Raw genomic sequence first — 22,990 nt, 5'->3', positions numbered from 1 at the left:
AAAAATCAAAGGAAAGGCAAATGAATGAAAAACAAAGAAGCTAGGAGAAACCGTTTCGTTTTATCCCAGCTTCTTTTTTGTCCCTTTGGCTTTAATAAAAACCGCAAGAACAACGACAATGTTTGAAAAATATGTAAAAATAGCGATATTAACAAGCCTTGCGAGATGGAAAGGATGGTAGGAATGACGCCCACAGTCGGAGACATCTACTGTGTTTTTGTCGAGAAGCTGCAAAAGTACACAGCTTGCCAGGTCACATCGATAAAAGAGCCTGACACGAGCAAATCCAACCTCATCAGTATCCTCGAGCTGGACTGGAGCAGCGATACACTGCCTGATGAATCAGAGCTGCACCAGATGAAGCCCTTATATTGCGATTACTTCTTCTGGAACAACAAGCTCGATCACATCTATGTTGATCCGGCGGTGCCCAAAGGCTACATAAAAGTAGGGAATGTACCACCTCTCGTGACAGAAGAGACAAGGAGTTATGGCAGTTGGGATGTCGGAGGGAGCTTTTACCGTCAACACAAATGGAATCAAATTCCCGAGAAACGTCGCCAGCAGTTCAAACAGGCAGCAAATGATGACAAGATGATTTCGCTGGGCGGGAAGAGCCTGCGCCGATCTAACAACGTCATTCATGCTGATATCCTTCAAAGCCTGACGGACATCTCTGAATTGGAAAAGCTCCCTTGCCTGACACGCATCCATGCAGAGGAGCCCACCGATTCCTTGCTTGCCTTTGTCAAAAGCAATCCTTTTATTCTGGAGCTGCACCTGGAAAAAGCCAATGGCCCCTCACTTGATCTGACAGGAAGCCATCTCAGTAAATTCTCTCTCCAAAACGCGGACGGGCTGGAGTCATTGCATCTGAACGATTGTCTAAAAGAGCTCATACTGGGTAAGTCGCTTTCACCGAACCTGTTCATAGAAGCCGAACAGAATGGATATTGGCTGACCGCCTCATTCTCAGATTCGCTACCGCTTCACCGCGGACTCGACCAGCTAGGAGGTCTCCATCTGCGCAATGTGACGGAACTGGACTTGCAGCCACTCGTCCAACGCTATCCTTCGCTTCAGAACATCCGTCTGTGGGGCAAGCCTGGCACTCTCAGCAATCTGGGCAGTATCAAGCACTTGAAGGAGCTACTGACGTTTACGACCTACGATCTGTTTGGCTTCTCCGGGGACGAATTCCCTTCGCCAGATCAATGTCCCAAGCTCTCTTCGCTCTGGATGACGAGCCTCCCGGCAGAAGCGGCCAAGACCATTAAAGCCGCCTACAAAAAAGAAGTGAAAAATGGGCTGGATTTGTCCATCACCAAGCCGCGCAAGCCCGAATGGCTGGCGAATAATTTGACCAATCCGTTTCGCGATTGGGATGGCAGGGAGCACATCACAACAACCAACGCCAACAAGGCTGCCAGTCTTTATAAAAAAATGAACACCACGATCAGTGCGCTTGAAAAACAAAGCAGCGAAGACGCGACGAATGCGGAAGAAATACAAACCGCTTTGCGTGCATTGGTCAAGGAGTACACAGAGACTTTCAACAAAATGGATCGCCGAACTGGCTTTATCGAAACGGTTGAGCGGGAAGAAATTTTCGTTGTACTCGATGAGCTGCTTCAGTCGGCAAAACGGAATTTGGCTACAGCGGGTGTGGAAGTAGATGTGGACGAGCTTTTTGCTATTTTTGATCAGACACGTGATTTTTGAGTGAGAAAAAAGACGCCGCCTTTCCTACAGGAAGGCGGCTTTTGTGCTTAGGCATTCTTTTTGATTACCCACGTACTCATGCAACGCTGTCCAGCTACATTCACCGTTTTGATTGGCTCCAGGAACACGCCTTGCAGTTTTTCTGTCATGCCCACCATCGTCCGTTCATTTACGAGAAAACGGGTGCTTCCGTCCGGCAACAAATAACGTTCGTTCCCTAGTGGCTGTACCACATCCTCAATTCCAATCGAGGACGCAAGACGCATGAATAGAATGCCTTCTGGTTTCAGTACCCGCCACAGCTCCTCCAGCATCTGGCGAAAATGCTCTTCGTTTTCAGCAAAATGTAGAACGGCATTACTGATGATGAAATCAAAGCTTTCGTTTTCAAAGCTCATGCTCTCAATCGGCTCCACACGAGCGCGCTCCGCTGACCAGTCCATTGTCAGTTGCGATGCCATTCGCTGTACAGCCTCGATGGCTTTTGCCGATTGGTCAATCGCATACACCGAATAATCATTTCGCAAAAAGTAGACCAAATTCCGCCCCGAACCGCAACCGGCATCGAGTATCTGCATTTCCTTCGTAACCCTTCCCTTTAACAACTGATCAAACAAGTAAATATCCATATCGCCAAACTGCTCGGCCAGATTCATGTTTATCACAGCCTTTATCCACTTTTTCTTCAGTGTACCAATTCGCTCTTCATCTTCCAATGATGATCACATGGAACGGATTTACAAAAATGATTGTTGACACCACTTGACTACAAGCGTAATCTTTAAAACAGAATCAACGACTACAAATGTAATCGAAGGAGGTGTCCTACTTGGACGAGCAACCGCGAATCTCGGATGCCGAATGGGAGATTATGAAGGTCATCTGGGCTAAGTCACCCGCTACAGCAGCCGATGTCATCCACGCCCTGCGAGACAACAAGACGTGGAAAGACAACACAATCAAAACCTTGCTCAGCCGCCTGTTGCAAAAGGGCATTCTCACTTATGAGCAGGTCAATCGAGTCTACTATTACTCTCCTGTGCTCACTGAGGAAGAATGCAAACGCCAAGAGCGCCAATCCTTTTTGCAGCGCGTGTACGGCGGGGCCTTAAAGCCCATGCTGGTTCACTTTTTAAAAGAGGAAAAGCTCTCGTCCCATGAGATTGACGAGCTGAAAAAAATCCTTTCTGAAAAGGAGAAATAAGCTGGTGGATTGGCAATGGCTCTCACTCACCCTCAATCAAGCATTTACATGGACACTGTATAACTCCATCGAGGCCAGTCTTCTTGTGCTCCTGATCTTGCTCTGCCAGCAGCTCGGCAAAAAGCATTTCCCCATCCGCTGGCACCATGCCGTGTGGTTCCTGCTTCTCTGGAAGCTCGCGGTTCCTTGGTCGATAGACAGCACGATCAGTTTGTATAACTGGCTACCTACTTCGTCCTGGACATCCATGCAGGAAGCACACCCGCCTACAGAACCGATTGTTCTCGCAACTGAGGCACTAAATCGGCATGAATCTGCCTTCCAATCAGATGCCTCTTTAGTAAACAAAGCGAGCTTTTCCTGGATCAGCCTGCTTTCTCTCATCTGGATCTGCGGTGTCACCATTTTCGCTGGCACCATGACTCTCAGTACATACCGATTGCTCTCTCCGCTAAAAAACGATGAGTTCGTACAGGATGTAGCCATTTTGCGCGTCTTTTCCCAATGCCAAAAACAGATGGGCATCTCCAAATCCATTCCCCTGCGCATGAGTCCCCAGATGACAAGCCCTGCCTTGATGGGAATCTGGCGACCGCAAATCTGGCTGCCCGCAAATCTTTTGGACAAGCTCAACGAGCATGAGCTGCGCCACATCTTTTTGCATGAGCTGGCGCATTGGAAAAGAAGAGATATTCCTGTAAACAGCGTCATGAGCGTACTGCTGATCCTCAACTGGTTCAACCCGCTGTTATGGTACGCTGCTTCCCGCATGCGTCAGGATCAGGAAATGGCTTGTGATGCCTTGGCTTTGACTTATTTGCAGGAGACAGAGGTACCCCGCTATGGATACACCATGATCAAAATGCTCGAGCTGTATGCCTGTCCCAAACAGATTCGCTTCACAGCCGGGTTCTCCAGCTCCAAAAAACAGGTGAAAAGGAGAATAGAAATGATTCGTCACTTTCAAAAACGGGCTTATACGTGGACCCTATCTGGTATTGTGGTCGTCTTGGCTTTAGGCGTCTTCACTTTGACTGATGCAAAAAAAGCACTAGGGAACGAGGCTACCTTCGCCGTCCCCGCAGAAGGTACAATCAAAAGCCCTATTGATCAAGCAATCGGCTTGAGAATCGTAAACGACCTGAATACGCCCGTTCAGGCAGCAGCGGCTGGCAAGGTAGTCAAGGCTGAATACGATACAAAGACAGGGAAAGGCAACCAGGTCATTCTGGAGCATGAAGGCGGGTATCAAACCGTTTACTCTCATTTGGAAAAGCTGGAGGTCACCGCTGGAGTTGCTGTGACCCAAGGCCAGCTCATTGGTCTGTTGGGAAGTACGGGACGCAGTACAGGACCGCATCTTGCTTTTCAGATTCTCGAAAATGGTATACCCGTTGATCCGACGAAGCTGTTAGTAGACATAGAAGCAAAAGAATAAAGACCAAAGGCCACAGAAAAAAACATCTGTGGCCTTACTTGTTACGCTTATTGATTCGTAGACAAATCTTGTTTGTTACCTGAAAGCACCTTGTACAGAATAAGTGCAGTCACCAAGGCAATACAACCGTTCAGATAAAAAGAGGTCGCCGCGCCAAACTCTTGCCATACCCAACCGGTAAGAAGGGATGCAGGCAACAAACCGATTCCTGTAACCATCGAGTACATGCCCAGTGATGTTGCTTTCAAATCTTTCGGTGCAGAGGACGCAACCAATGACTTTTCTATTCCCTTCGTCAACGCGATATAAAAACCATACAGACTGAATAACAACCATAAGCCTGTTATCGAGCTCACCATTCCGAATCCAATATATACGAAGCCATAAAGGATATAGCCAACGGTTAAAATGACTTTGTGTCCGAACCGATCGGAAATGGCACCTGATGTGTAGGAAAACAGCGAAGCAACCAAATGAAGGACTAAATACAGCAACAATACACTCGTAGCAGAAAGCCCGAGATCAGTTGCTCGCAGCAATAAAAAAGAATTGGACGAATTGGCAACCGTAAACAGCATAATGATCAAAAGCAATTGCTTGGTCTCACGATTTAACTTCTTCCAGCTTGGTTTTGTTTTCGGTTCACGCGAAATCACCTTCGTATTTTCCCGCTTCTCCTTGATGGCAAAGAGCAGGCAGAAGCCAATGCCGACAGGAACCAATGAATACAAGAAAACACTCTGGAAATCTTTATTTCCATCCATCGTTAATAGGAGATATGCGATGCCGATTCCAATCGCCGCCCCGAGCATATCCATCATTTGATGCAAGCCAAATGAGCGTCCTTGCTTTCGTTTTCCTCCTGCTTCCGAGATGATCGCATCGCGGGGAGCTGTTCGTATTCCCTTACCGGTACGATCGATCAGCTTCCAGACAAAAACACCTACCCATGAACTGGCTATTACAAGGACTATCCTGCCGATCCCGGATAGTCCGTAACCCAGTATGGCTAACGATTTTCGTTTCTTGGAACGATCGGAAACATAACCTGAGACGAACTTGAGCAGACTGGTCAGAGCCTCGGAAACTCCATCGATGATCCCGATAATCATCGGACCCGAAGAGGCAAGAAAGATCGGAATTAACGGGGTAACCATGTATGTACCCATGTCTGTGAAAAAACTGACGAAGCTGAGCAGCCATACGTTATTCATGATTTGTTACAACCCAAAATGCTGTTTCGCCAGCTCTTTGAATCTCGCCTTGTCGATTTCCTCTTTGGTAACGACTCCATCCACCCATTGCGTAAAGGACGTACTCGTCAACGTAACATTGCCTCTCTCTGTCAGTTGCGTAAGCAAAGGGTTTTTGTTGAAGGGAGACTGTTCATGGTTAGCGATAATCGTCTGAATCTCGTTTAATTCCGTTTCATCCGTCACCAGCTTCTGCGAATCAAACGTATAGCCGATCCTCCAGTCCTTATCCTTGTGCCGCAGCTTCATTTCGAGTACATAATCGCCATACTCCGTCTGCTCTTTCTTGATCCGAAACTCACCATTGCGCGAAGAGACGGTCTCTCCAGTTAACGGAACAGGCTTCAACGGCAGGTTCGAACCGAAGCCCGTGTCGAGCAAATACGTTTGCCCCTCATGTGTAAGCAAAATCGTGGCATGCGTCCGACCAATCGTGTAATACTCGCCAACGTCATGCCTGTAAACAACTCCGCGAGTCAGATGGGCGTCAAAGCCATTTTCCAGCAAGAAGAAATAGAGCATCGGATTGAGCTCGTAGCAAAGACCACCTTCGTTTCTGACCAGTAGCTTCTCCGTGACAGACTGTCTGGAGATTACACTCGTTCTCTCATCCATAATGCACAGGTTTTCAAAAGGAATCGCCAATGCTGTCAGATCAAGGAGGCGATCCAATGTATCGAAGGTAATCGTTTCATTTTCTGGCATGCCGATTCTTTTCCGAAATAAGGCATTCAGCTCACTCATGCTTCTTCCTCCCACATCGTTTCTCCCACAAGTTTACACCAGGTCCTGCCCGAATGCCTTAAATACCGAGCAGCTTTAGCTTCCGATACAAGGTGCGAAGCCCGATCCCGAGTTCTTCTGCTACCCGCTGCTTTCCTTTCAAATCGCTGCCATGCTTTTGCAGCGAAGCGCGAATGGCGTCCGCTTGTGCATCGGCGACCCTTGCTTTGATAGCTGGACCTGAATGCGAAGGAGCCACTGTAGGACGAGCACGAAGGCGCGGAGGCAAGCTGTCCGCAGTCAGAACCGTGTCTTGCTCCATGTTCATGGCGTACTCGATGGCGTTTTCCAGCTCCCGCACATTGCCCGGCCAGTGATAGTGCGTGAGCAGGCTGATGGCCTCCCGAGATATTCCGAAGAAGGTACGTCCTGCTTGCTCTCCGTACTTCTCCATAAATGAAACAGCCAAGAGCTCGATGTCTTCCTTGCGCTCTGCGAGTGACGGGACGTGTATTGGAATAACGTTCAACCGATAGAACAAGTCGGCACGAAACGCTTTTTTCTCCACGAGCTCCTCCAGGTTCTGATTCGTCGCCGCGATGATTCGTACATTGATGGGAAACGACCGTGTACCGCCGATGCGTTCCACGACCTTTTCCTGCAAGACTCGCAGCAGCTTGGCCTGCAACGAGAGTGGCATATCGCCGATCTCATCCAGAAAAAGCGTACCTCCCTCTGCCAATTCGAACCGCCCTGGCTTTCCTCCCTTTTTGGCTCCGGTAAACGCACCGTCCTCGTATCCGAACAATTCGCTCTCGAACAGATTTTCCGGAATGCTGGCGCAATTGATCGCGACAAACGGATAGAATGCTCGCGTGCTTGCCTCGTGAATCGCTTTTGCCAGATGTCCTTTGCCTGTCCCTGTTTCTCCGGTAATCAGTACCGTAGAGCTGCTGTTACCGATTTTCATCGCCATTTCTTTGACCTGTTTGATGGCTGGGCTGTTTCCCACGATTTGAGCCAGGCTATCCGTTTTACCAGACGAACGACTCCCTTGATGATCGATCAAACGCGGAACAGTTAACGATCCCCTCTGCACGCGAAGCACACCGCCAATGAGCTGATTGTTGACAATGATCGGAGTGGCCTCGGTCGGAGCATCCAGCTTGTCAACGAGACAATTGGCGATCGGCAAGGAATGCGCAGCCATCCCGGATAACGACGGCAGCAGCATCCGTGAAATCTCCGCTGGCAGCAGCTCATGCTGGGACAGCAGTCTACGCGCGCTGGCGTTCGTGTGAATGACATTGCCACTTCGGTCAAAGGTGAAATACGCATCGGCAACGGTATCCAGCGCTCCCTCCAACAGCCGTATAGAGTCATGAGACGATTCGATTTGTCTCGTCGCATGGGACTGTACAATCGCCGTAATCATCTCGCTGACTTCTGACAGGATTTGCTGGTATCTCTCTGTATGCTTGGACAGGCGATTTTGACCTTCCTTCGTAAAGGATGTGAGGGAAACGACCCCGATTGCATGATTGGCTACCTTAATAGAGGAGAGCAGTTCGACTTTGGCGGGGCAACTGTCGAGAAAACGGCATCCTTTACACATTTCCATGGAGCCGGGTTTGTCTACCACATACTGACCTTTTGCCAACACGAATTCAATCGAGGGCACATGCACGTTTTCGCCTTTTTGTTTCAAATAGCGCTCTGTACTCACGACCAAGAGGCCGCGCTCGTTAATTACCGCAGCATCTACGTTCAATATATCTGAAATGCTTGTAATGACCTTTTCGATGGCTGGTTTGCACAGATCCAACGAAACCATGGATATCCTCCCTGCTTATTGTCCTTGCTCTCTATTTTACGAAATATTTAGATAGTTCACAAACGTTTTACCACTGATGTTTGTCAATAATGACAACTTATTGCCACTTTTGTCACTGTCATGACGGTACGAAACACAGTCGGAACCTCGTAAAATCAGCTTTTTTACGATCAAGCAAGGAGCATGTTACCCTGCGAGGTTCATTCCACACTTGGCACAGTGATTGCATTATAAACTTTTCAACTAGGGGGAGTGATCAACCATGGTAAACACGAACGAGGTATTCAATCTGCAAGGAAAGGTAGCCTTGGTGACAGGTGCTGCTTCCGGTATCGGACTTGCAACAGCGAAACGACTGGCCCAATTCGGAGTAAACGTCATGCTGCTTGATATCAACGAGGAGCTCGGGGAAAAGGCGGCACAAGAAATCGTAGCGGATGGCGGGTCAGCCCGTTATTTTACATGCAATGTAGTTTCCCAACAGGATTGTCGTGCAGTAACGCAAGCGATCGAGGAAGCTTACGGTCGCATCGATATTTTGTTCAACAACGCAGGCGTGATCAGAAGAAAGACAGTCGTCGAGCTGGAAGAAGACGATTGGGATCTGGTCGTCGATGTCTCCTTGAAGGGTGCTTACAACCTCTCCAAATTCGTCATTCCTGTCATGGCGAAAACAGGAGGAGGCAGCATCATTAACACAGGCTCTGGCTGGGGCATCAAGGGCGGTGACAAGGCGGCGGCCTACTGCGCGGCAAAAGCAGGCGTCGTCAATCTGACACGGGCAATGGCGATTGACCACGGTCCGGAAAACATCCGTGTGAATTGCGTGTCACCCGGCGATACCGACACACCTCTGTTGCGTGAAGAAGCGCGCCAGCTTGAAAAAGATGAAGGAGCATTCCTCGTCTCCTCCGCCCAAGGGCGTCCGCTGGAGCGTCTCGGTTCTCCGCAAGATATTGCCAATGCTGTCCTATTCTTTGCCAGCGACTTGTCATCCTGGGTGACGGGCTCCGTACTGGTCGTCGACGGCGGCGGTTTGGCTTAATGTATCGTTATTTCGACTGAATATTCCAACGAAGAAATGGAGGAACCATGTGATGAGCGTACAGCGTTATGCCCACCCGTATATTCCGAATTCTGCACCTGCAGTTAAAGAGAAAATGCTTGCCGAAATCGGCTTTTCCAGCATCGAGGATATCTATGCGGACATTCCCGGGGAGCTGCGCCTAAAAGAAAAAATGAACATCCCGAAAGCTTTGACCGAATATGAGCTGGAACGCCACGTCAACCAGCTCATGAACAAAAACCAAACCACAAAAGAAAATATCAGCTTTCTCGGCGCAGGTTGCTGGCCGCATTTTGTTCCGGTTGTTTGTGATGAAATCAACTCCCGTGCGGAGTTTGTGACCGCGTATGCTGGCGAGCCTTACGAAGACAAGGGGCGCTTTCAGGCGCTGTTCGAGTATCAAAGCCTCGTAGCTGAGCTGGTCGATATGGATGTCGTGAATGTTCCGACCTTTGACTGGGCACAGGCCGCTTCGACTGCTCTGCGCATGGCAGCACGCATTACCAACCGTACAGAACTTTTGGTCTCGAAAAATATCCATCCCGACAAGCTCTTGATCATCAAAAACTACACGTCTCCTGATCTTACCGTCACCTTGATCGATTTTGAGAACGAAACAGGCAGACTTGACCTGAATGATCTAAAAGCAAAGCTCAGTGTAGATACAGCAGCGGTTTACTTCGAAAACCCGACCTTCCTCGGCTCCGTGGAAGTAAACGGGCAGATGATTGCGGACTTGGCTCATGCAGCCGGTGCCATTTGCGTAGTTGGCGTCGATCCCATCTCTCTTGGCGTGATGGAATCTCCGGCGAATTACGGCGCGGACATCGTGTGCGGAGATTTGCAACCGCTCGGCGTACACATGCATTACGGCGGTGGGCAATCCGGCTTTATCGCGACGCATGACGACCCGACCTACGTCATGGAATATCCGTCCCGCCTTTTTGGAATCGCTCCGACAGAGGTCGAAGGCGAATACGGCTTCGGAGATGTCGCGTACGACCGCACCTCTTTTGCCAAACGCGAAAAAGGCAAGGAGTCCGTCGGAACGCAAACCGCGCTATGGGGCATTACCGCAGGCGTGTACTTGGCGACGATGGGACCCGTGGGCATGGAAGAAGTCGGGCAAGGCATCATGCAGCGCTCCCAATACGCCGCCAAGCAGCTCTCTTCCATTCCCGGCGCCGAGGCCAAATTCTCCGCTCCTTTCTTCAAGGAGTTCGTGATCGACTTTTCGCAAACAGGCAAAACCGTCAAAGACATCAACGCTGCGCTTCTCGCCAAAGGAATTTTCGGCGGAGTTGATTTGACTGAACACTACCCGGAATTGGGTCAATGTGCACTCTACTGCGTCACGGAGGTTCATACCCAGGAGGATATTGATACACTCGTTGCCGCAATAAAAAACATCGTGTAAAAGGAGGAAACCGCCCATGAAAACATCCGAAGGAACAATCGACAAAATGAAACGGATTCCGAGAGATCATAAGGTACGCCGCTTCCACCAAGCAAAATGGGATGAGCCTGTCATTTTCGAGCTGAGCCAGCCCGGCGAGCGTGGCGTCGAAGTACCACCCGTCGAGCCACAAATCGTGGAGACCGTAGGTGATGGCATCTCTTCGCTGCCAGACAACCTACGCCGGAAAAAACGACCGAATCTTCCCGAGATCAGTCAGTACCGCGTGATCCGTCATTACTCCCGCATTTCGCAGGAGGTTCTGGGGTCAGATTTCAACGTCGAGATCGGGCAAGGCACCTGCACGATGAAATACTCCCCGAAAATCAATGAACGCTTCGTACGCTCGCCGAAAATGGCGGAGCTGCATCCGCTGCAAGACGAATCCACTGTCCAAGGGATGCTGGAGATGACCTATCAGCTCGATCTGTACCTGCGCGAGATTTCGGGAATGGACAAATTCTCGTTCCAACCGGGCAGCGGCACACAGGCATTGTTTACCCAGGCCTCTATCGTGCGCAAATACCACGAATCTCGCGGCGAAGGAGAGCAGCGCAACGAGTTTATTACCACCCATTTTTCCCACCCGTCCCAAGCCGCGACGGCAGCAGTCAAAGGCTTTAAAATCATTTATGTACCTGCTGACGAAAACGGCTACCCTGATCTGGAAGCGCTAAAGGGCCTCGTCTCGGAGCGCACCGCCGCCTTTGCCGTAGCGAATCCAGAGGATACAGGCATTTACAACTCCCGCATCAAGGAGTTCACAGACGTCGTTCACGCCGCAGGAGGGCTGTGCTGCTACGACCAAGCAAACGCCAACGGCTTGCTCGGCATTACACGCGCGCTGGAAGCAGGCTTTGACATGTGCTTCTTCAACCTGCACAAAACCTTCTCCGTCCCACACGCTTGCGGCGGACCTGCAACAGGTGCCATCGGGGTCACTGCCGAGCTTGCGCCATTCCTGCCAGGACCGATCGTAGACTTCGACGGAGAGCGTTACTTCTATAAGCGTGACCTGAAAAACAGTATCGGGAAAGTCCGCAGCTTTTACGGCGTACCACCTGCTGTCCTGCGCTCTTACGCTTGGGTCCGGGCGCTTGGTGCTGACGGCTTGAAAGAAGTTGCCGAAATCGCTTGCCTCAACAACAACTATCTCTATCACAAAATCCTGCAAATCCGCGGTGCGAGCGCACCCTATATACAAGGCCGACGCCTGGAGCAGGTTCGCTATAGCTGGCAGCAGTTAAAAGAAGACACCGGCATCACGACATACGATGTTCAGCGTCGGATGGTCGACTTTGCCCACCATTACTGGACCAGTCACCACCCGTACGTCGTGCCAGAGCCGTTCACACTGGAACCGACGGAGTCTTACTCCATGGCAGAGCTCGACGAGTACATTGCGGCACTGACCCATATTTCACAGGAAGCCTATGAGAATCCGGAGATCGTCAAAACAGCGCCGCACAATAGTACAGGTCACCGTGTCCTAGAGTCCGTGCTCGATGATCCTGATCAATGGTGCATCACTTGGAGAGCTTATTTGAAAAAGACGGCACAAAATTAGTTCATCCAGGGGCAAGGGCGGCATGTCCGCCCTCCCCCTTTTCCTCTAGAGGCAGCATACTTTTTTGTTTCCTAGCTGGGTCAGCAAGACGTTTTGCACACCATATCTGTTAGGGGGATTCTCGTATGAGGAAGAAAGGTTTGTTTCCTGTCGCTCTTTTGGTCAGTTCGCTCGTGCTCTCTATTTTGGGAGGCTGTGCTTCCAATGCCGCCCCACCACAATCGCCAACAAATGCAACCCCTTCCACCACCCCCTCTACTCCCTCCACTACACCAGAACAGCCTGCTTCTGATGTGAAACTCAAGCTCGTCCATGAAGGAAAACTGACATTTGCGATGAGCGGTCTGCTCAAGCCACTCAACTACAAAGACACGAATGGCGTACTGACCGGATTCGATGTGGAGATCGGCAATGAGATCGCCAAACGGATCGGACTCGAAGCCAATCCCGTAACCAATCCGTGGGAAACGATTCTGCAAGGGCTGAAGGGCGGCAAATACGATGCCATTATCGGCAGCATGACGCACACAGAAGAACGTGCCAAGCAAGTAGACTTCACCGAGCCCTATTACATCTCCGGCGGGCAAATTTTCATTGCCGAGACCAATGACTCGATCAAAACGCAGGACGATCTGCAAGGCAAAGTCATCGGTGTCGTCCAGGCAAGCACTCACAAGGAGGTAGCCGAAACCTTAACGGATAAGACAAAAGTAAAAGGCTATCCCACAGACATCTACGCCTTGCAGGATCTGGTCCCCGGTCGGGTCGACGCCGTAATCACAGACCGTGTCGTCGGAACCTCTGCGATCAAGAATCAAGGTCTGAAAATCAAAGCGACAGGCGAGGTTTTGAACAAGGAAAACATTGCGATCGCCGTAACCAAAGACAACCCTGAGCTGACCAAAAAAATCAATGAAGCCATCAAAGCCATGATTGAAGACGGCACCTACGAGCAAATCAGCGTGAAATGGTTCGGATCGAACCTGTTGAAATAACGTGGGAGGTTGAGCAGCCATGGGTTTTGTAACCAGTATCATTGATATATTTACGATTCATGGAAAAGCTTTTTTGGAGGCCGCTTGGATTACCGTTTCGCTCACGGCTGTATCCTTGGCGATGGCCTCTGTGATCGGACTCGTCTTCGCCTTTTTCAAAGTATCCGGGATTATCGTCCTGCAAAAGCTGGCCGACACCTATATTTTTATCGTGCGCGGCATGCCGTTAATCGTCCAGCTCATGTTCCTCTACTACGGGATATCCAGTGTCATCGTGCTCTCTGACTTTACGGCAGGGGCACTCGCGCTTGGCATCCACTCTGGCGCTTACATTGCCGAGATTTTCCGGGGAGCCATCCAATCGATTGACCGTGGACAGATGGAGGCAGCACGTTCGCTCGGGATGCCGTATAGCCTGGCGATGCGTCGAATTGTTTTGCCACAAGCCTTCAAACGTGCCATTCCGCCGCTTGGCAATCAGTTCATCATCGGACTGAAAGACTCTTCACTCGTCGCGTACATTGCCGTAACAGAGCTGTTTAACCGTGCCTTGTCTGCACAAGCAGAGAACTTCATGCCTTTTGAAACGTATTTCGTCGTCGGACTGTATTACCTCGCACTCGTCGCCATCTTTTCCTTTCTTTTAAACCGTGTGGAAAAACGTCTCGATACTGGCAGGGCGTCCGTCAGCACTCCAAAACCAAAAGAGGTGGCAGCATGATCAAGGTACGCAATCTGGCCAAGTCATTCGGGAACCTGCATGTACTTAAAAACATCACGCTGTCGATTCAAAAATCAGAAGTGGTTGTGCTGATCGGAGCGAGTGGGTCAGGGAAAAGCACGCTATTGAGATGTCTGAACTTTCTGGAAATAAAAGACAAAGGTGATATCGAGATCAACAATCAGGTCATCGATGTCAAAAACAGTGACTTGAACAAAGTACGCGAGCATGTCGGCATGGTTTTTCAGCATTTCAATCTGTTCCCGCATATGACCGTGCTGGAAAACGTGATTGAAGCACCGATCTACGTCAAAAGGAAAACCAAGATGGAAGCGACCGCAAAAGCCATGGAGCTATTACGGCGCGTCGGATTGACAGACAAAGCAAACGCCTATCCCGAGCAGCTCTCCGGCGGGCAGAAGCAGCGTGTCGCGATTGCCCGTGCTCTGGCGATGGAGCCGGATGTCATGCTGTTTGATGAGCCTACTTCTGCCCTGGACCCTGAGCTGGTAGGCGAAGTGCTCGCTACAATGAAAGACCTCGCCCGCGATGGCATGACAATGGTCGTCGTAACGCACGAAATGGGCTTTGCCCGCGAGGTAGCTGACCGAGTCATTATGCTAGCGGACGGAGAAATGGTCGAAGAAGCCCATCCTCATGAGCTTTTCACCAATCCAAAGCATGAACGTACCAAGCGATTTTTACAACAAATTTTGTAAGCCAAAGACGAGGTGGAACCCATGCTACAAAGCCGTGAATCGATCCTGCAATTGACCGATGAATTAGTCAGCATTGAAAGTATCGTGAACACGACCGGAGAAATCGCCGTTGCTACCCATCTATACGAGCATCTGAAGTCATTCCCCTATTTTCAAAAGCATCCAGATCAGTTGATTCTCTCCCGCACGGTCAACGACGAGGTGGAGCGCTACAACGTCCTCGCTTTTGTCAGAGGAACCAAGGAGCCGAGCGCCAAAACCGTTATTTTAATGGGGCACACGGATACGGTCGGCATCGAGGATTACAACCACCTGAAGGACAAAGCCTGCCATCCAACTGCACTCATGGACGCCTTGAAAAACGAGCCACTGCCTGCACTGGTGAGTGAGCAAATGGAGTCAGGTGATTGGCATTTTGGGCGTGGCGTGCTCGATATGAAAAGCGGCGTAGCGAGCCACGTTTACTTGCTGAAGTACTATTCCGAGCACCCGGAAGAACTGGCGGGCAATCTCATGCTGCTTGCCGAATGCGACGAAGAAGACAGCTCGCATGGCGTCCTCTCCTCCTTGAAGAACTTGAAAAAATGGCGGGAGGAGCACAGTTTTGACTATATTGCGCTGATCAACTCCGACTTCGTCGCCCCGCGCTACGATGGGGACCCGAATCGCTATATCTATAAGGGTACTGTCGGCAAGCTGCTGCCCTCCTTTTATATCACGGGCTACGAGACGCATGCGGGCTCTGCTTTTGAGGGACTCGATCCCAACTTTATCGCCGCAGAGCTGACTCGCCAGATCAGTTACAATCCTGACCTGTGCGACGAAGCCTACGGCGAGACACCTGTGCCGCCTGTATCGTTGAAGCAGACAGACTTCAAGCCGACCTACACGATCCAGACCGCCCTGTCAGCCTATGTCTATTACAATTTCTTCATCCATTCCTGGTCTCCGAAGCAAGTCTTGGCACTACTAAAGGAGCAAGCCGAGATCGCTTTCGAAAACGCACTGACTCTGTTGCGTGAGCGTCATCGCCGCTTCTGTGAGAAGAGCGGTCAAGCTTGGACTCCACTCCCTTGGAAGACCCGAGTTTTGATCTACGAGGATATGAAAAAAGAGCTGATCGCCGAGCATGGGGACGCCTTCCTCTCGCACATGAAGCAGTTTAAAGAGGCCCTTTTGCAAGACAAAACCTTGGATGTACGCATGTTCTCAGCTCGTGTGGTTGAGGAGGAGGTCAAGTGGATGAAGGACAGAAGCCCCGCCATCATCTTGTTCTATTCCTCACTCTACTCTCCCCGCATCGAACTCGTTGGCAAGGACGACTGGGAGCAAAACTTGATAGAGGCATTGGAACAAGCCGTTGCGGCTGTCCAGCCGGATTATGCACACCCAATCGTGACGCGCAACTTTTTCCCGTACGTTTGCGATATGAGCTGCGTGGCGCTTTCAGACGATGAGGAAGGCATTCTCGCGATCGAAGAGAACAACCCGAGCTGGGGCAGCAAGCATTACGTCGAGTATCAGGACATTCGGGACATCAATGTACCTTGCATCAACATCGGTCCGTATGGGTACGATGCTCATAACCGTTTTGAACGGATGGAGATTACGTATTCGACAGAAGTGGTTCCCTCTGTGACGAACGAGATTATCAAGCGTCTATTGAAATAAGAAAAACGCCAGCTCGGATTGCACCAGGAGCTGGCGTACTTTTTTGGATTGTTGTTAGAACTGATTCGGGAACTGCTTAATGATGCCTGCTGTCAGCACATCAGCGAATGAGATGATATGATCCTCACCTTTATCAAACGCAGCAATATCCGCTTCCCAGTCTTTTTTCAATCTCGCCTGGAGATTATCAGTGAGTAGCTTCAGATGCGTGTACATCATCTCTTTTAGTTCTTTCTCGTTCCAATTGGGGTTGGCACTGCTCAAGAACTTGGCGATCTCATCCGCATTCCGGTGCCAGTCCTTATCGAGCTTTGCCACAGCAGCCTGATCACCTTTTTTGGCTGCGTCAATGATTTTGCCGCCTATGGTAATATGAGCCGTCAGCAATTCGGTAAGCTTTTTACCTGCTTCCTCTCCGTAATACGGCTTGATTGCGTTCCCGATATCCACCTGGTTTTTCAAGAGACGTGCCTGTACGGCGTCTTTGTCTTCCAGCCCTGCCAAGGCGCTGACCATATAGGTGTGATCCCACAGCAAATGGTCGATCCAGAGCCTGCGCATATCACCCTGAAGCTTTACTTCTTTCGGCTTTATACATTCTGCCTGCTGTACATTTCCTTGTGATTCCTTGGCTGCTGCCATACCCGGCACACCAAGTAATGCCATGCAAATCATCAACAATGTTGCTTTCCTGAGCATTGAAGTCATCTATTCCTTCTCCTTTTTTGGTAAGTAGTGAATCCCGCTTGTTATTTTGAGCAAATTTGGCTTTTTCATGCGTTCAACATATCAGCCCTGCAAATTGACACTTGTCGGAAGCATCCTTATAGTTGTCTTATCAACAGTTGCCCTGACTGCCTAACCTAGGAGGTTTCTCAATGAAATTGGATGAGTATATCGGCGTCATCGTGAAACGAACGGATTTAAAACTGAACAACTATTACCAAAAAGTATGTAATCCGTATAACATCACCATCGATCAGTGGATGATTTTTGTCGTGTTATGGGAAGAAGAAGGTCTGACCCAAAACGAGTTGGCAGATCGCACCTACAAGGATAAAACGAATATAGCGCGGATGCTTTTTCTCATGGAAGAAAGAGGGTTCATTCATCGCGAAACAGATAAAAAGGATCGCCGCTCCCTTCGTGTCTATCTGACGGAAAAAGGACGACTTTTAAAAGACGAGGTGCTTCCTCCCTCCATTGAAGCGTACGAGAAAACCATTGCAGGATTGACCGAAGAAGAAGTGAACCAATTTCGAAGAACACTCAATATCATTTATGAGAACGTAAAAAACTTGTAAAAATAAAAACCATTGCAGGATGTCACTTTTTGTATATAATTAGTTGTTGTAGCAACAGTTTTTATAACAACTTTCAAAACAAACTATATACAAAAAAGGAGTGAAAATAATGAGCACAGAAGGGATTTGGAGCACGCATTACCGAGCGTTGACGATTGGTATTATTCTTGTGGTGACTGCTACAGCATTTGAAGGCTTGGCTGTCACGACAATCGCCCCCGGTCTTTCCCGAGAGCTACAGGGTGAGGATCTTTATGGGTGGGTATTCAGCGCTTATTTGTTGGCTCAACTGATTGGAACCGTAGTCACAGGTCAATTCGTCGATAGAAAAGGGCCTGCCCAGCCTTTTATTGTCACGATCGTGCTCTTTGCTCTTGGCATTGTAGTTGCTGCAATCGCGCCAGACATGCTTACTTTACTGCTTGGGCGAGTGATGCAAGGATTCGGAGCCGGTGCCTTGGTCAATTGCGTGTATACCATGATTACTTTGCGTTACCCTGATTCCCTTCGCCCACAGATTCTTGCTGTCTTCTCCAGCGCTTATATCCTTCCAGGCCTGTTCGGACCGTATGTTGCCGGGATTATTGCCGAACAGTTGTCGTGGAGATATGTCTTCTGGTTGATCCTTCCCTTTATCTTTCTGTCTGCACTCTTAACCACCCCCTCTTTCCGAGGCTTACAGCCGCCAAAAGCAAGCGCGGCCAACAATCGTAGTCTTCTTCTGCCTTTTTTCTTGGCCCTAGGGACTGGTGCCTTGCTTTTTGGACTCGGCAAAATTCCCTCGATCTACGGTTTCCTGTTATCCATCGCGGGTTTGCTCACCCTTAGTGTCCCATTGTATAAGCTGATGCCTAAAGGAACGCTCCTCGCACGTCCAGGCTTACCTGCTGTCATCGCGTCCCGGGGGCTTTTTGTCGCTGCCTATTACGGCACACAAACGTATCTCGTCCTGGGACTTACCTCGATTCTAGGATTAACCGCGGACAAAGCTGGTTTAGCGGTTGCCTCGGCAGCAATCAGTTGGTCGCTGGCAGCCAATGTACAAGCAAAGCTGGACAAAAAAGACCAAGGAGCCGGTCGAAAAAAACGAATCATCATCGGTCTCGTCATTATGCTCATCGGAGTCGCTTGCACTGTACCGCTGACGTTGATTCAACAAGACCTTTTCGGTATCGTGGTCGCGATTGTTAGCCAGATCATTATGGGCTTCGGAATCGGTTTGGCTCACCCGACAAGCGGTGCCATTGCGTTTTCTCTTGCAAAGCCTGGTGAAGAAGGAAAAGTATCTGCTGAAATATCTATTGCTGATACGTTCACACCAGCGATTGTCATTGGGGTAGGAGGAGCCATCGTGTCTGTGATGACTGCCTTTGCGTTTTCACTTTCTGTTGGTATTACCGTTTCCCTGCTCCTTCAGACGTTCATCGTTCTACTCGGGCTGGCATCTGCTGCACGACTGGCGACTCGTTCCGTACCTGTTCAAGAAAAACGGACACCTTAAAAAGGTGTCCTTTACTCGTGTAGAAAGGATATGCCTCCTATTGTTATTTTTCAGGTGGCATGTCTTTCTTTTTTTGTCTGGATATGTACTGTTCTCCGACTCCTATCATCTGCTCCAAGATGGGAGCCAAGCTTTTGCCAAAGTCCGTTAACGAGTATTCTACTTTTGGCGGCACGGTCGGGTACACATGTCGTGCAATGATTTCGCTGTTTTCCAGTTCTCGCAACTGCACGGTGAGCACTTGTCGCGATACTCCCGGGATCAACCTTTGCAATTCTCCAAATCGTCTCTTGTCCTTGAGCAGTTCATAAATAATGCGAGGCTTCCATTTTCCACTCATCAAATGGAGCCCTACCTCGACAGGACATCCAAACTGGTCATCTTGATACGGCATCTCGACCTCCCAATAGTCAGCTTTTTATGACTAGGTCATTTTTTTGTGCGTACTTTTCGCTCTGATTGCCTCGAGCTATGCTTAACAGGAAGCTTAACGATGCCAAAAAGGAGCGTTCCTATGCCATTTTCTCAACGCATTCAACCAGTCATAAACCCGGAAGATATGAACCCTGCCTTCGCAGAAGCGTTCAATTCCGGGGACATCATGAATCTTCTTACTCTCTATGAACCGCAGGCTATCCTCATTACGCAAGACAACGAGCAGAGCCAAGGAATCGAGCCAATCCGCCAAAAACTGGAGCAATTACTCCAAGTACAAGGTAAGATGGTTTCCACCAATGTATTTTGTATTCCGTTTGAAAATATTGCTTTATTACGGGCTCACTTTATCATTCATACCACAGATGACGCAGGCAATGCCATGAAAATAGAAGGGCACACCTCTGAAATCGTACGAAAGCAGCCAGATGGTAGTTGGCTGTATGTTGTCGATCATCCATTTGGCGCGAATCAGCCTATCTCATAAAAAAAGATGAGGGCACCAGCAGTAGGTGTCCTCTTACCAATTTGTACAACTATATCCGTGTATCCTTTACCCAATAATCTTGGTCTTCTTCGCATTCTCCATCGACTTTTCAATGATTCCGCTCAACGGACGCTTCAGCGCGAGCGCCACAAACAGGCTGATACCGATAAAGCCGAATAGTACGAGTATATCCCGGATCGCCGTTTCCCAGAGGATGCCGCCCACCCCTTCACGCAACAGGCTGATTGCATACGTGAAAGGCATGTATGGGTTCAGTGCTTGGAAAAACGGTGAAGTCATGCTGATCGGGAACGTCCCCCCCGAACTGGAGAATTGGAAAACCATGAAGATGATCGCTATGCCTTTACCCACGTTGCCGAACACGGACACCAGCGTGTACGTAATCGTGACGAACACCAGGCTGATCAGCATACCGAATAACACAAACGGAGCTTTATCCGCTACATAGGCCCCCAGAATGTAAATATCACCGAGCGTGACGAACAACGCCTGAAGCAGCCCGATGGTCGCAAAAGTTCCCAAGCGACCCAGGTACAACTGATACGGCTTGTACACTCCGTCTGGATTTTCCGCATTCGGCTTCAACAAGGAAATCAACAAGGTCGCACCTACCCAAAGAGAGAGCACACCGTAAAATGGTGACATGGCTGAACCATAATTCGGTATCGGGTAGAGGCGGTTTTCCTTGATCTGCACGGGACTTGCGAGGAATTCGCTCTCTTTTTTAATGTCGCCGCGCAATAGCTTGGCAAGGTCGGCGAAGTTGTTGTTCGCCTCGACCTCTCTCAGCTTGTCTGCTGCTTGCCCAATGGCACTCTCCAGCTTAGGCAGATCATCGCGAACCAATGCAGCAACTCTGTGGACTCCTGCCTCCACCTCCGGGAGCTTGTAGCGCACAAAATCAGCCAGCTTGGTCAAATCCACCTCCGCTTTGGGCAGATCGTTCTGGACAAATGCCGCTGCCTCGTCGAGCTTTTTCCCAATTGTAGGAAGATTGCCCTTCAGGAATGGCGCTGCTACGCGAATGGCATTTGCAAAAGCATCCGACTTGCTTCGGAGCGTTTGTGCGAGCTCGTGGACTTGCGCCCGTATTTGCGGCATCTCCTGCTGGATTCGTTTCAATTCTGCCAATCCCAGCTCCAAGCCCGTTTTTGTCTCTTGGAGAATCGCTTCGATATCCGGAAGTTTTTCTTGGGCCTTATGCAGTAGATCGGCGGATTCTCCTGTGATCACCTTCAGCCTATCAATGCCCTCGGATATTTTCGGGACGATTTCACTATCGTAACGGGACAGAATGTCTCCCAATTCCGCGCTGGTGTTTTTCGAGAGCTGATTCAAGCTCTCCACCAAATCTTTCGCCGGCTGCTTGCCGTTTTCCAGCGCGCTTGCAATCATGCCGAGAATCTCGATTTGCCGGTTCATTCTGTTCTCAATCGTGCGCAGCCTCTCTGTGAAATGACTCAATGGCTGTCCAGGAATATAACTATTTACTTTCTCTACGAGCGATGCGGTATGCCCCAGAACATTCACGGCTCTGGATAACCTGTCTTTTACGGCATTTACCTCACTCGCAGTAGGCAGGCGATCCGGATTGATTTGCAACAGCCTGTCTGTGAGTTGTGTGAGCGCATCCGATGCTTGCTGAGCTAAGATGAGATTTTGCTTGATCAGCGGTGCAATCGTTTCAAAGGCACCATCATGCTTCGCAAAAAAGTCATTGAGCTGATCGGCAACAGCCGCGCCCTTATCAGTCAGATCAGCGATACGCGGCAACGCTTGTTGCGCAGCCGAAACGATCTCAATAGCCTTATTCGCTTTTTCTGTGGCCGTAGTCACGGCGTTTGCGACTTTATCAAAATTTTGATCCAGCTCTTCCATTCGTCCAACGGCTTGCTCAATTACCGGCAGCTTGTCTTCCATCGCGATAATGACAGACGCCGCTTCATTGATTTTCGGCCAGTTTTGCTGAATTTTGAGCACGGCCTGCCCAGCTTGATTGATCTCCGGGATTCTTTTTTCCACTTCCAGAATGATCTGCGCTTTCTCGTGAATCTCAGGAAGTTTCTGTTCAATCTCCAATACTTTTTGCCCTGCGGCACGAATCTCGGGTAGGTTCTTTTCCAGTTGGAAAACGCCACTCTCGATTTTGCGGATGGTCGGCAATTGCTCTTCAATTTTAATACCGATCTCTGTAAGCTTCGTCAGCAAAGCTTCACTGACGCTTTCCGTAAAACTCTCGTTGATCTGCTTGGCAATCGCTGAAACACCTGACGAGGTGATTTTGGGTGCGACGGCGTTCACTTTTTCATTGACTGTATAGATCACTTCGGGCTTGTTCAGGTTGCCATGGACAATTCCGGTGATCTTTGTGGAAAAATCAGCCGGGATCAGGATGCTGGCATAGTAATCGCCCCGCTCCACTCCCCGTCTGGCCTCTTCTTTGTCCACAAAGGTCCACCCTAGTTTCTGGTTGTTATGCAAGCTTTTTACGAGCTCGTCTCCGATGTTGACCTTTTGATCACCAACCGTGGCTCCCTGATCCTCGCTTGTCACCGCCACCTTGACACCTTGCGTATTGGCGTAAGGGTCCCATACTGATTTGATGTTGATCCAGTCGTATAAACAAGGCAGGAGAATGATGGCGATGATCAGAAAAATCCCGGTTGGGACCTTGAAAATGTTAATCCAGTCCGTTTTGTAAATCTTCCATATAGACCGCATGTATGTACCACCTGGTAGGAAAGAATGGATGAAGCATGACACTTACATGACAGTTTACCATGAAAGGAAATGGTCGGGAATGAGCTGTCAGTAGTAGCATGATCTGCTGCACGCCAATTTATAATGGAAAAAAGCCCAACCATCACTGGTCG

Annotated in this window: 20 protein-coding genes; 13 read left to right on the top strand and 7 right to left on the bottom strand. The window is 49.6% G+C overall.

The window, feature by feature from the left end:
- The first annotated feature begins 165 nt into the window (after positions 1-165).
- On the top strand, positions 166-1,722 hold the full coding sequence (locus HP568_RS17795) for a hypothetical protein (RefSeq protein WP_254551315.1): 1,557 nt from the start codon (positions 166-168) through the stop codon (positions 1,720-1,722).
- Between the two features lie 47 nt (positions 1,723-1,769).
- On the opposite strand, the gene HP568_RS17790 is transcribed toward HP568_RS17795, so the two are convergent.
- The gene (locus tag HP568_RS17790; RefSeq protein WP_173629805.1) at positions 1,770-2,378 is read right to left on the bottom strand and encodes a class I SAM-dependent methyltransferase; all 609 of its coding nucleotides are present in this window, start codon (positions 2,376-2,378) and stop codon (positions 1,770-1,772) included.
- 173 nt (positions 2,379-2,551) lie between these two features.
- Between HP568_RS17790 and HP568_RS17785 the strand changes: the two genes are divergently transcribed.
- Entirely contained in the window at positions 2,552-2,926 is a 375-nt protein-coding gene (locus tag HP568_RS17785) for a BlaI/MecI/CopY family transcriptional regulator (RefSeq protein WP_056489033.1), read from the top strand.
- 4 nt (positions 2,927-2,930) lie between these two features.
- Positions 2,931-4,364 carry a M23/M56 family metallopeptidase gene (locus HP568_RS17780; RefSeq protein WP_173629804.1) on the top strand — a complete coding sequence of 478 codons (1,434 nt, stop codon included), beginning with the start codon at positions 2,931-2,933 and terminating at the stop codon, positions 4,362-4,364.
- A gap of 47 nt (positions 4,365-4,411) precedes the next feature.
- On the opposite strand, the gene HP568_RS17775 is transcribed toward HP568_RS17780, so the two are convergent.
- Genes HP568_RS17775 through HP568_RS17765 form a run of 3 tightly spaced genes read right to left on the bottom strand, consistent with a single transcriptional unit; the run spans position 4,412 to position 8,174 of the window.
- Entirely contained in the window at positions 4,412-5,578 is a 1,167-nt protein-coding gene (locus HP568_RS17775; protein WP_173629803.1) for an MFS transporter, read from the bottom strand.
- A 6-nt stretch (positions 5,579-5,584) separates the two neighbouring features.
- Complete coding sequence (locus HP568_RS17770; RefSeq protein WP_173629802.1) at positions 5,585-6,361, bottom strand: arylamine N-acetyltransferase family protein; 777 nt, start codon at positions 6,359-6,361, stop codon at positions 5,585-5,587.
- Positions 6,362-6,419: 58 nt separating this feature from the next.
- Positions 6,420-8,174 carry a sigma-54 interaction domain-containing protein gene (locus tag HP568_RS17765; RefSeq protein WP_173629801.1) on the bottom strand — a complete coding sequence of 585 codons (1,755 nt, stop codon included), beginning with the start codon at positions 8,172-8,174 and terminating at the stop codon, positions 6,420-6,422.
- Between the two features lie 262 nt (positions 8,175-8,436).
- Here HP568_RS17765 and HP568_RS17760 point away from each other — a divergent pair, with 262 nt between their 5' ends.
- The 7 genes from HP568_RS17760 to HP568_RS17730 all read left to right on the top strand — a co-directional run bounded on the left by HP568_RS17760 (position 8,437) and on the right by HP568_RS17730 (position 16,369).
- Entirely contained in the window at positions 8,437-9,219 is a 783-nt protein-coding gene (locus HP568_RS17760) for an SDR family NAD(P)-dependent oxidoreductase (RefSeq protein WP_048035347.1), read from the top strand.
- Between the two features lie 52 nt (positions 9,220-9,271).
- Positions 9,272-10,657 (top strand): aminomethyl-transferring glycine dehydrogenase subunit GcvPA, encoded by a 1,386-nt coding sequence (gene gcvPA, locus HP568_RS17755; protein ID WP_173629800.1) that lies wholly within the window; start codon positions 9,272-9,274, stop codon positions 10,655-10,657.
- Between the two features lie 16 nt (positions 10,658-10,673).
- The gene (gcvPB, locus tag HP568_RS17750; RefSeq protein WP_173629799.1) at positions 10,674-12,263 is read left to right on the top strand and encodes an aminomethyl-transferring glycine dehydrogenase subunit GcvPB; all 1,590 of its coding nucleotides are present in this window, start codon (positions 10,674-10,676) and stop codon (positions 12,261-12,263) included.
- 125 nt (positions 12,264-12,388) lie between these two features.
- Positions 12,389-13,258, top strand: a complete 870-nt coding sequence (locus HP568_RS17745; protein ID WP_173629798.1) for an ABC transporter substrate-binding protein — start codon at positions 12,389-12,391, stop codon at positions 13,256-13,258.
- A gap of 19 nt (positions 13,259-13,277) precedes the next feature.
- Positions 13,278-13,979, top strand: coding sequence for an amino acid ABC transporter permease (locus tag HP568_RS17740; protein WP_056489015.1), 702 nt, complete (start codon positions 13,278-13,280; stop codon positions 13,977-13,979).
- Positions 13,976-14,698 carry an amino acid ABC transporter ATP-binding protein gene (locus tag HP568_RS17735; RefSeq protein WP_048035352.1) on the top strand — a complete coding sequence of 241 codons (723 nt, stop codon included), beginning with the start codon at positions 13,976-13,978 and terminating at the stop codon, positions 14,696-14,698. The genes HP568_RS17740 and HP568_RS17735 overlap by 4 nt, the downstream gene beginning before the upstream one ends.
- A 21-nt stretch (positions 14,699-14,719) precedes the next feature.
- Positions 14,720-16,369 (top strand): M20/M25/M40 family metallo-hydrolase, encoded by a 1,650-nt coding sequence (locus tag HP568_RS17730; RefSeq protein WP_173629797.1) that lies wholly within the window; start codon positions 14,720-14,722, stop codon positions 16,367-16,369.
- Between the two features lie 54 nt (positions 16,370-16,423).
- On the opposite strand, the gene HP568_RS17725 is transcribed toward HP568_RS17730, so the two are convergent.
- Positions 16,424-17,077, bottom strand: a complete 654-nt coding sequence (locus HP568_RS17725) for a glycosyltransferase (RefSeq protein WP_173629796.1) — start codon at positions 17,075-17,077, stop codon at positions 16,424-16,426.
- 170 nt (positions 17,078-17,247) lie between these two features.
- Here HP568_RS17725 and HP568_RS17720 point away from each other — a divergent pair, with 170 nt between their 5' ends.
- Both HP568_RS17720 and HP568_RS17715 read left to right on the top strand, forming a co-directional pair.
- Positions 17,248-17,673, top strand: a complete 426-nt coding sequence (locus HP568_RS17720) for a MarR family winged helix-turn-helix transcriptional regulator (protein WP_048035355.1) — start codon at positions 17,248-17,250, stop codon at positions 17,671-17,673.
- Positions 17,674-17,782: 109 nt separating this feature from the next.
- Positions 17,783-19,174: an MFS transporter gene (locus HP568_RS17715; RefSeq protein ID WP_173629795.1), complete on the top strand. Its 1,392-nt coding sequence runs from the start codon at positions 17,783-17,785 to the stop codon at positions 19,172-19,174.
- Between the two features lie 43 nt (positions 19,175-19,217).
- Here HP568_RS17715 and HP568_RS17710 read toward each other — a convergent pair whose 3' ends face one another.
- Entirely contained in the window at positions 19,218-19,568 is a 351-nt protein-coding gene (locus tag HP568_RS17710) for a winged helix-turn-helix transcriptional regulator (RefSeq protein ID WP_048035357.1), read from the bottom strand.
- A 120-nt stretch (positions 19,569-19,688) separates the two neighbouring features.
- Between HP568_RS17710 and HP568_RS17705 the strand changes: the two genes are divergently transcribed.
- Positions 19,689-20,096, top strand: coding sequence for a YybH family protein (locus HP568_RS17705; protein ID WP_173629794.1), 408 nt, complete (start codon positions 19,689-19,691; stop codon positions 20,094-20,096).
- Positions 20,097-20,162: 66 nt separating this feature from the next.
- Here the strand turns inward: HP568_RS17705 and HP568_RS17700 are convergent, their stop codons facing one another.
- Positions 20,163-22,838: a YhgE/Pip domain-containing protein gene (locus HP568_RS17700; protein ID WP_173629793.1), complete on the bottom strand. Its 2,676-nt coding sequence runs from the start codon at positions 22,836-22,838 to the stop codon at positions 20,163-20,165.
- Between the last annotated feature and the right edge of the window lie 152 nt (positions 22,839-22,990).

The sequence above is a fragment of the Brevibacillus sp. MS2.2 genome (assembly GCF_013284345.1).
GTDB classification, from domain to species: domain Bacteria; phylum Bacillota; class Bacilli; order Brevibacillales; family Brevibacillaceae; genus Brevibacillus; species Brevibacillus brevis_C.
The sequence above is the reverse complement of the archived record's forward strand: the minus strand, read 5'-3'. Positions and strand labels throughout refer to the sequence as shown.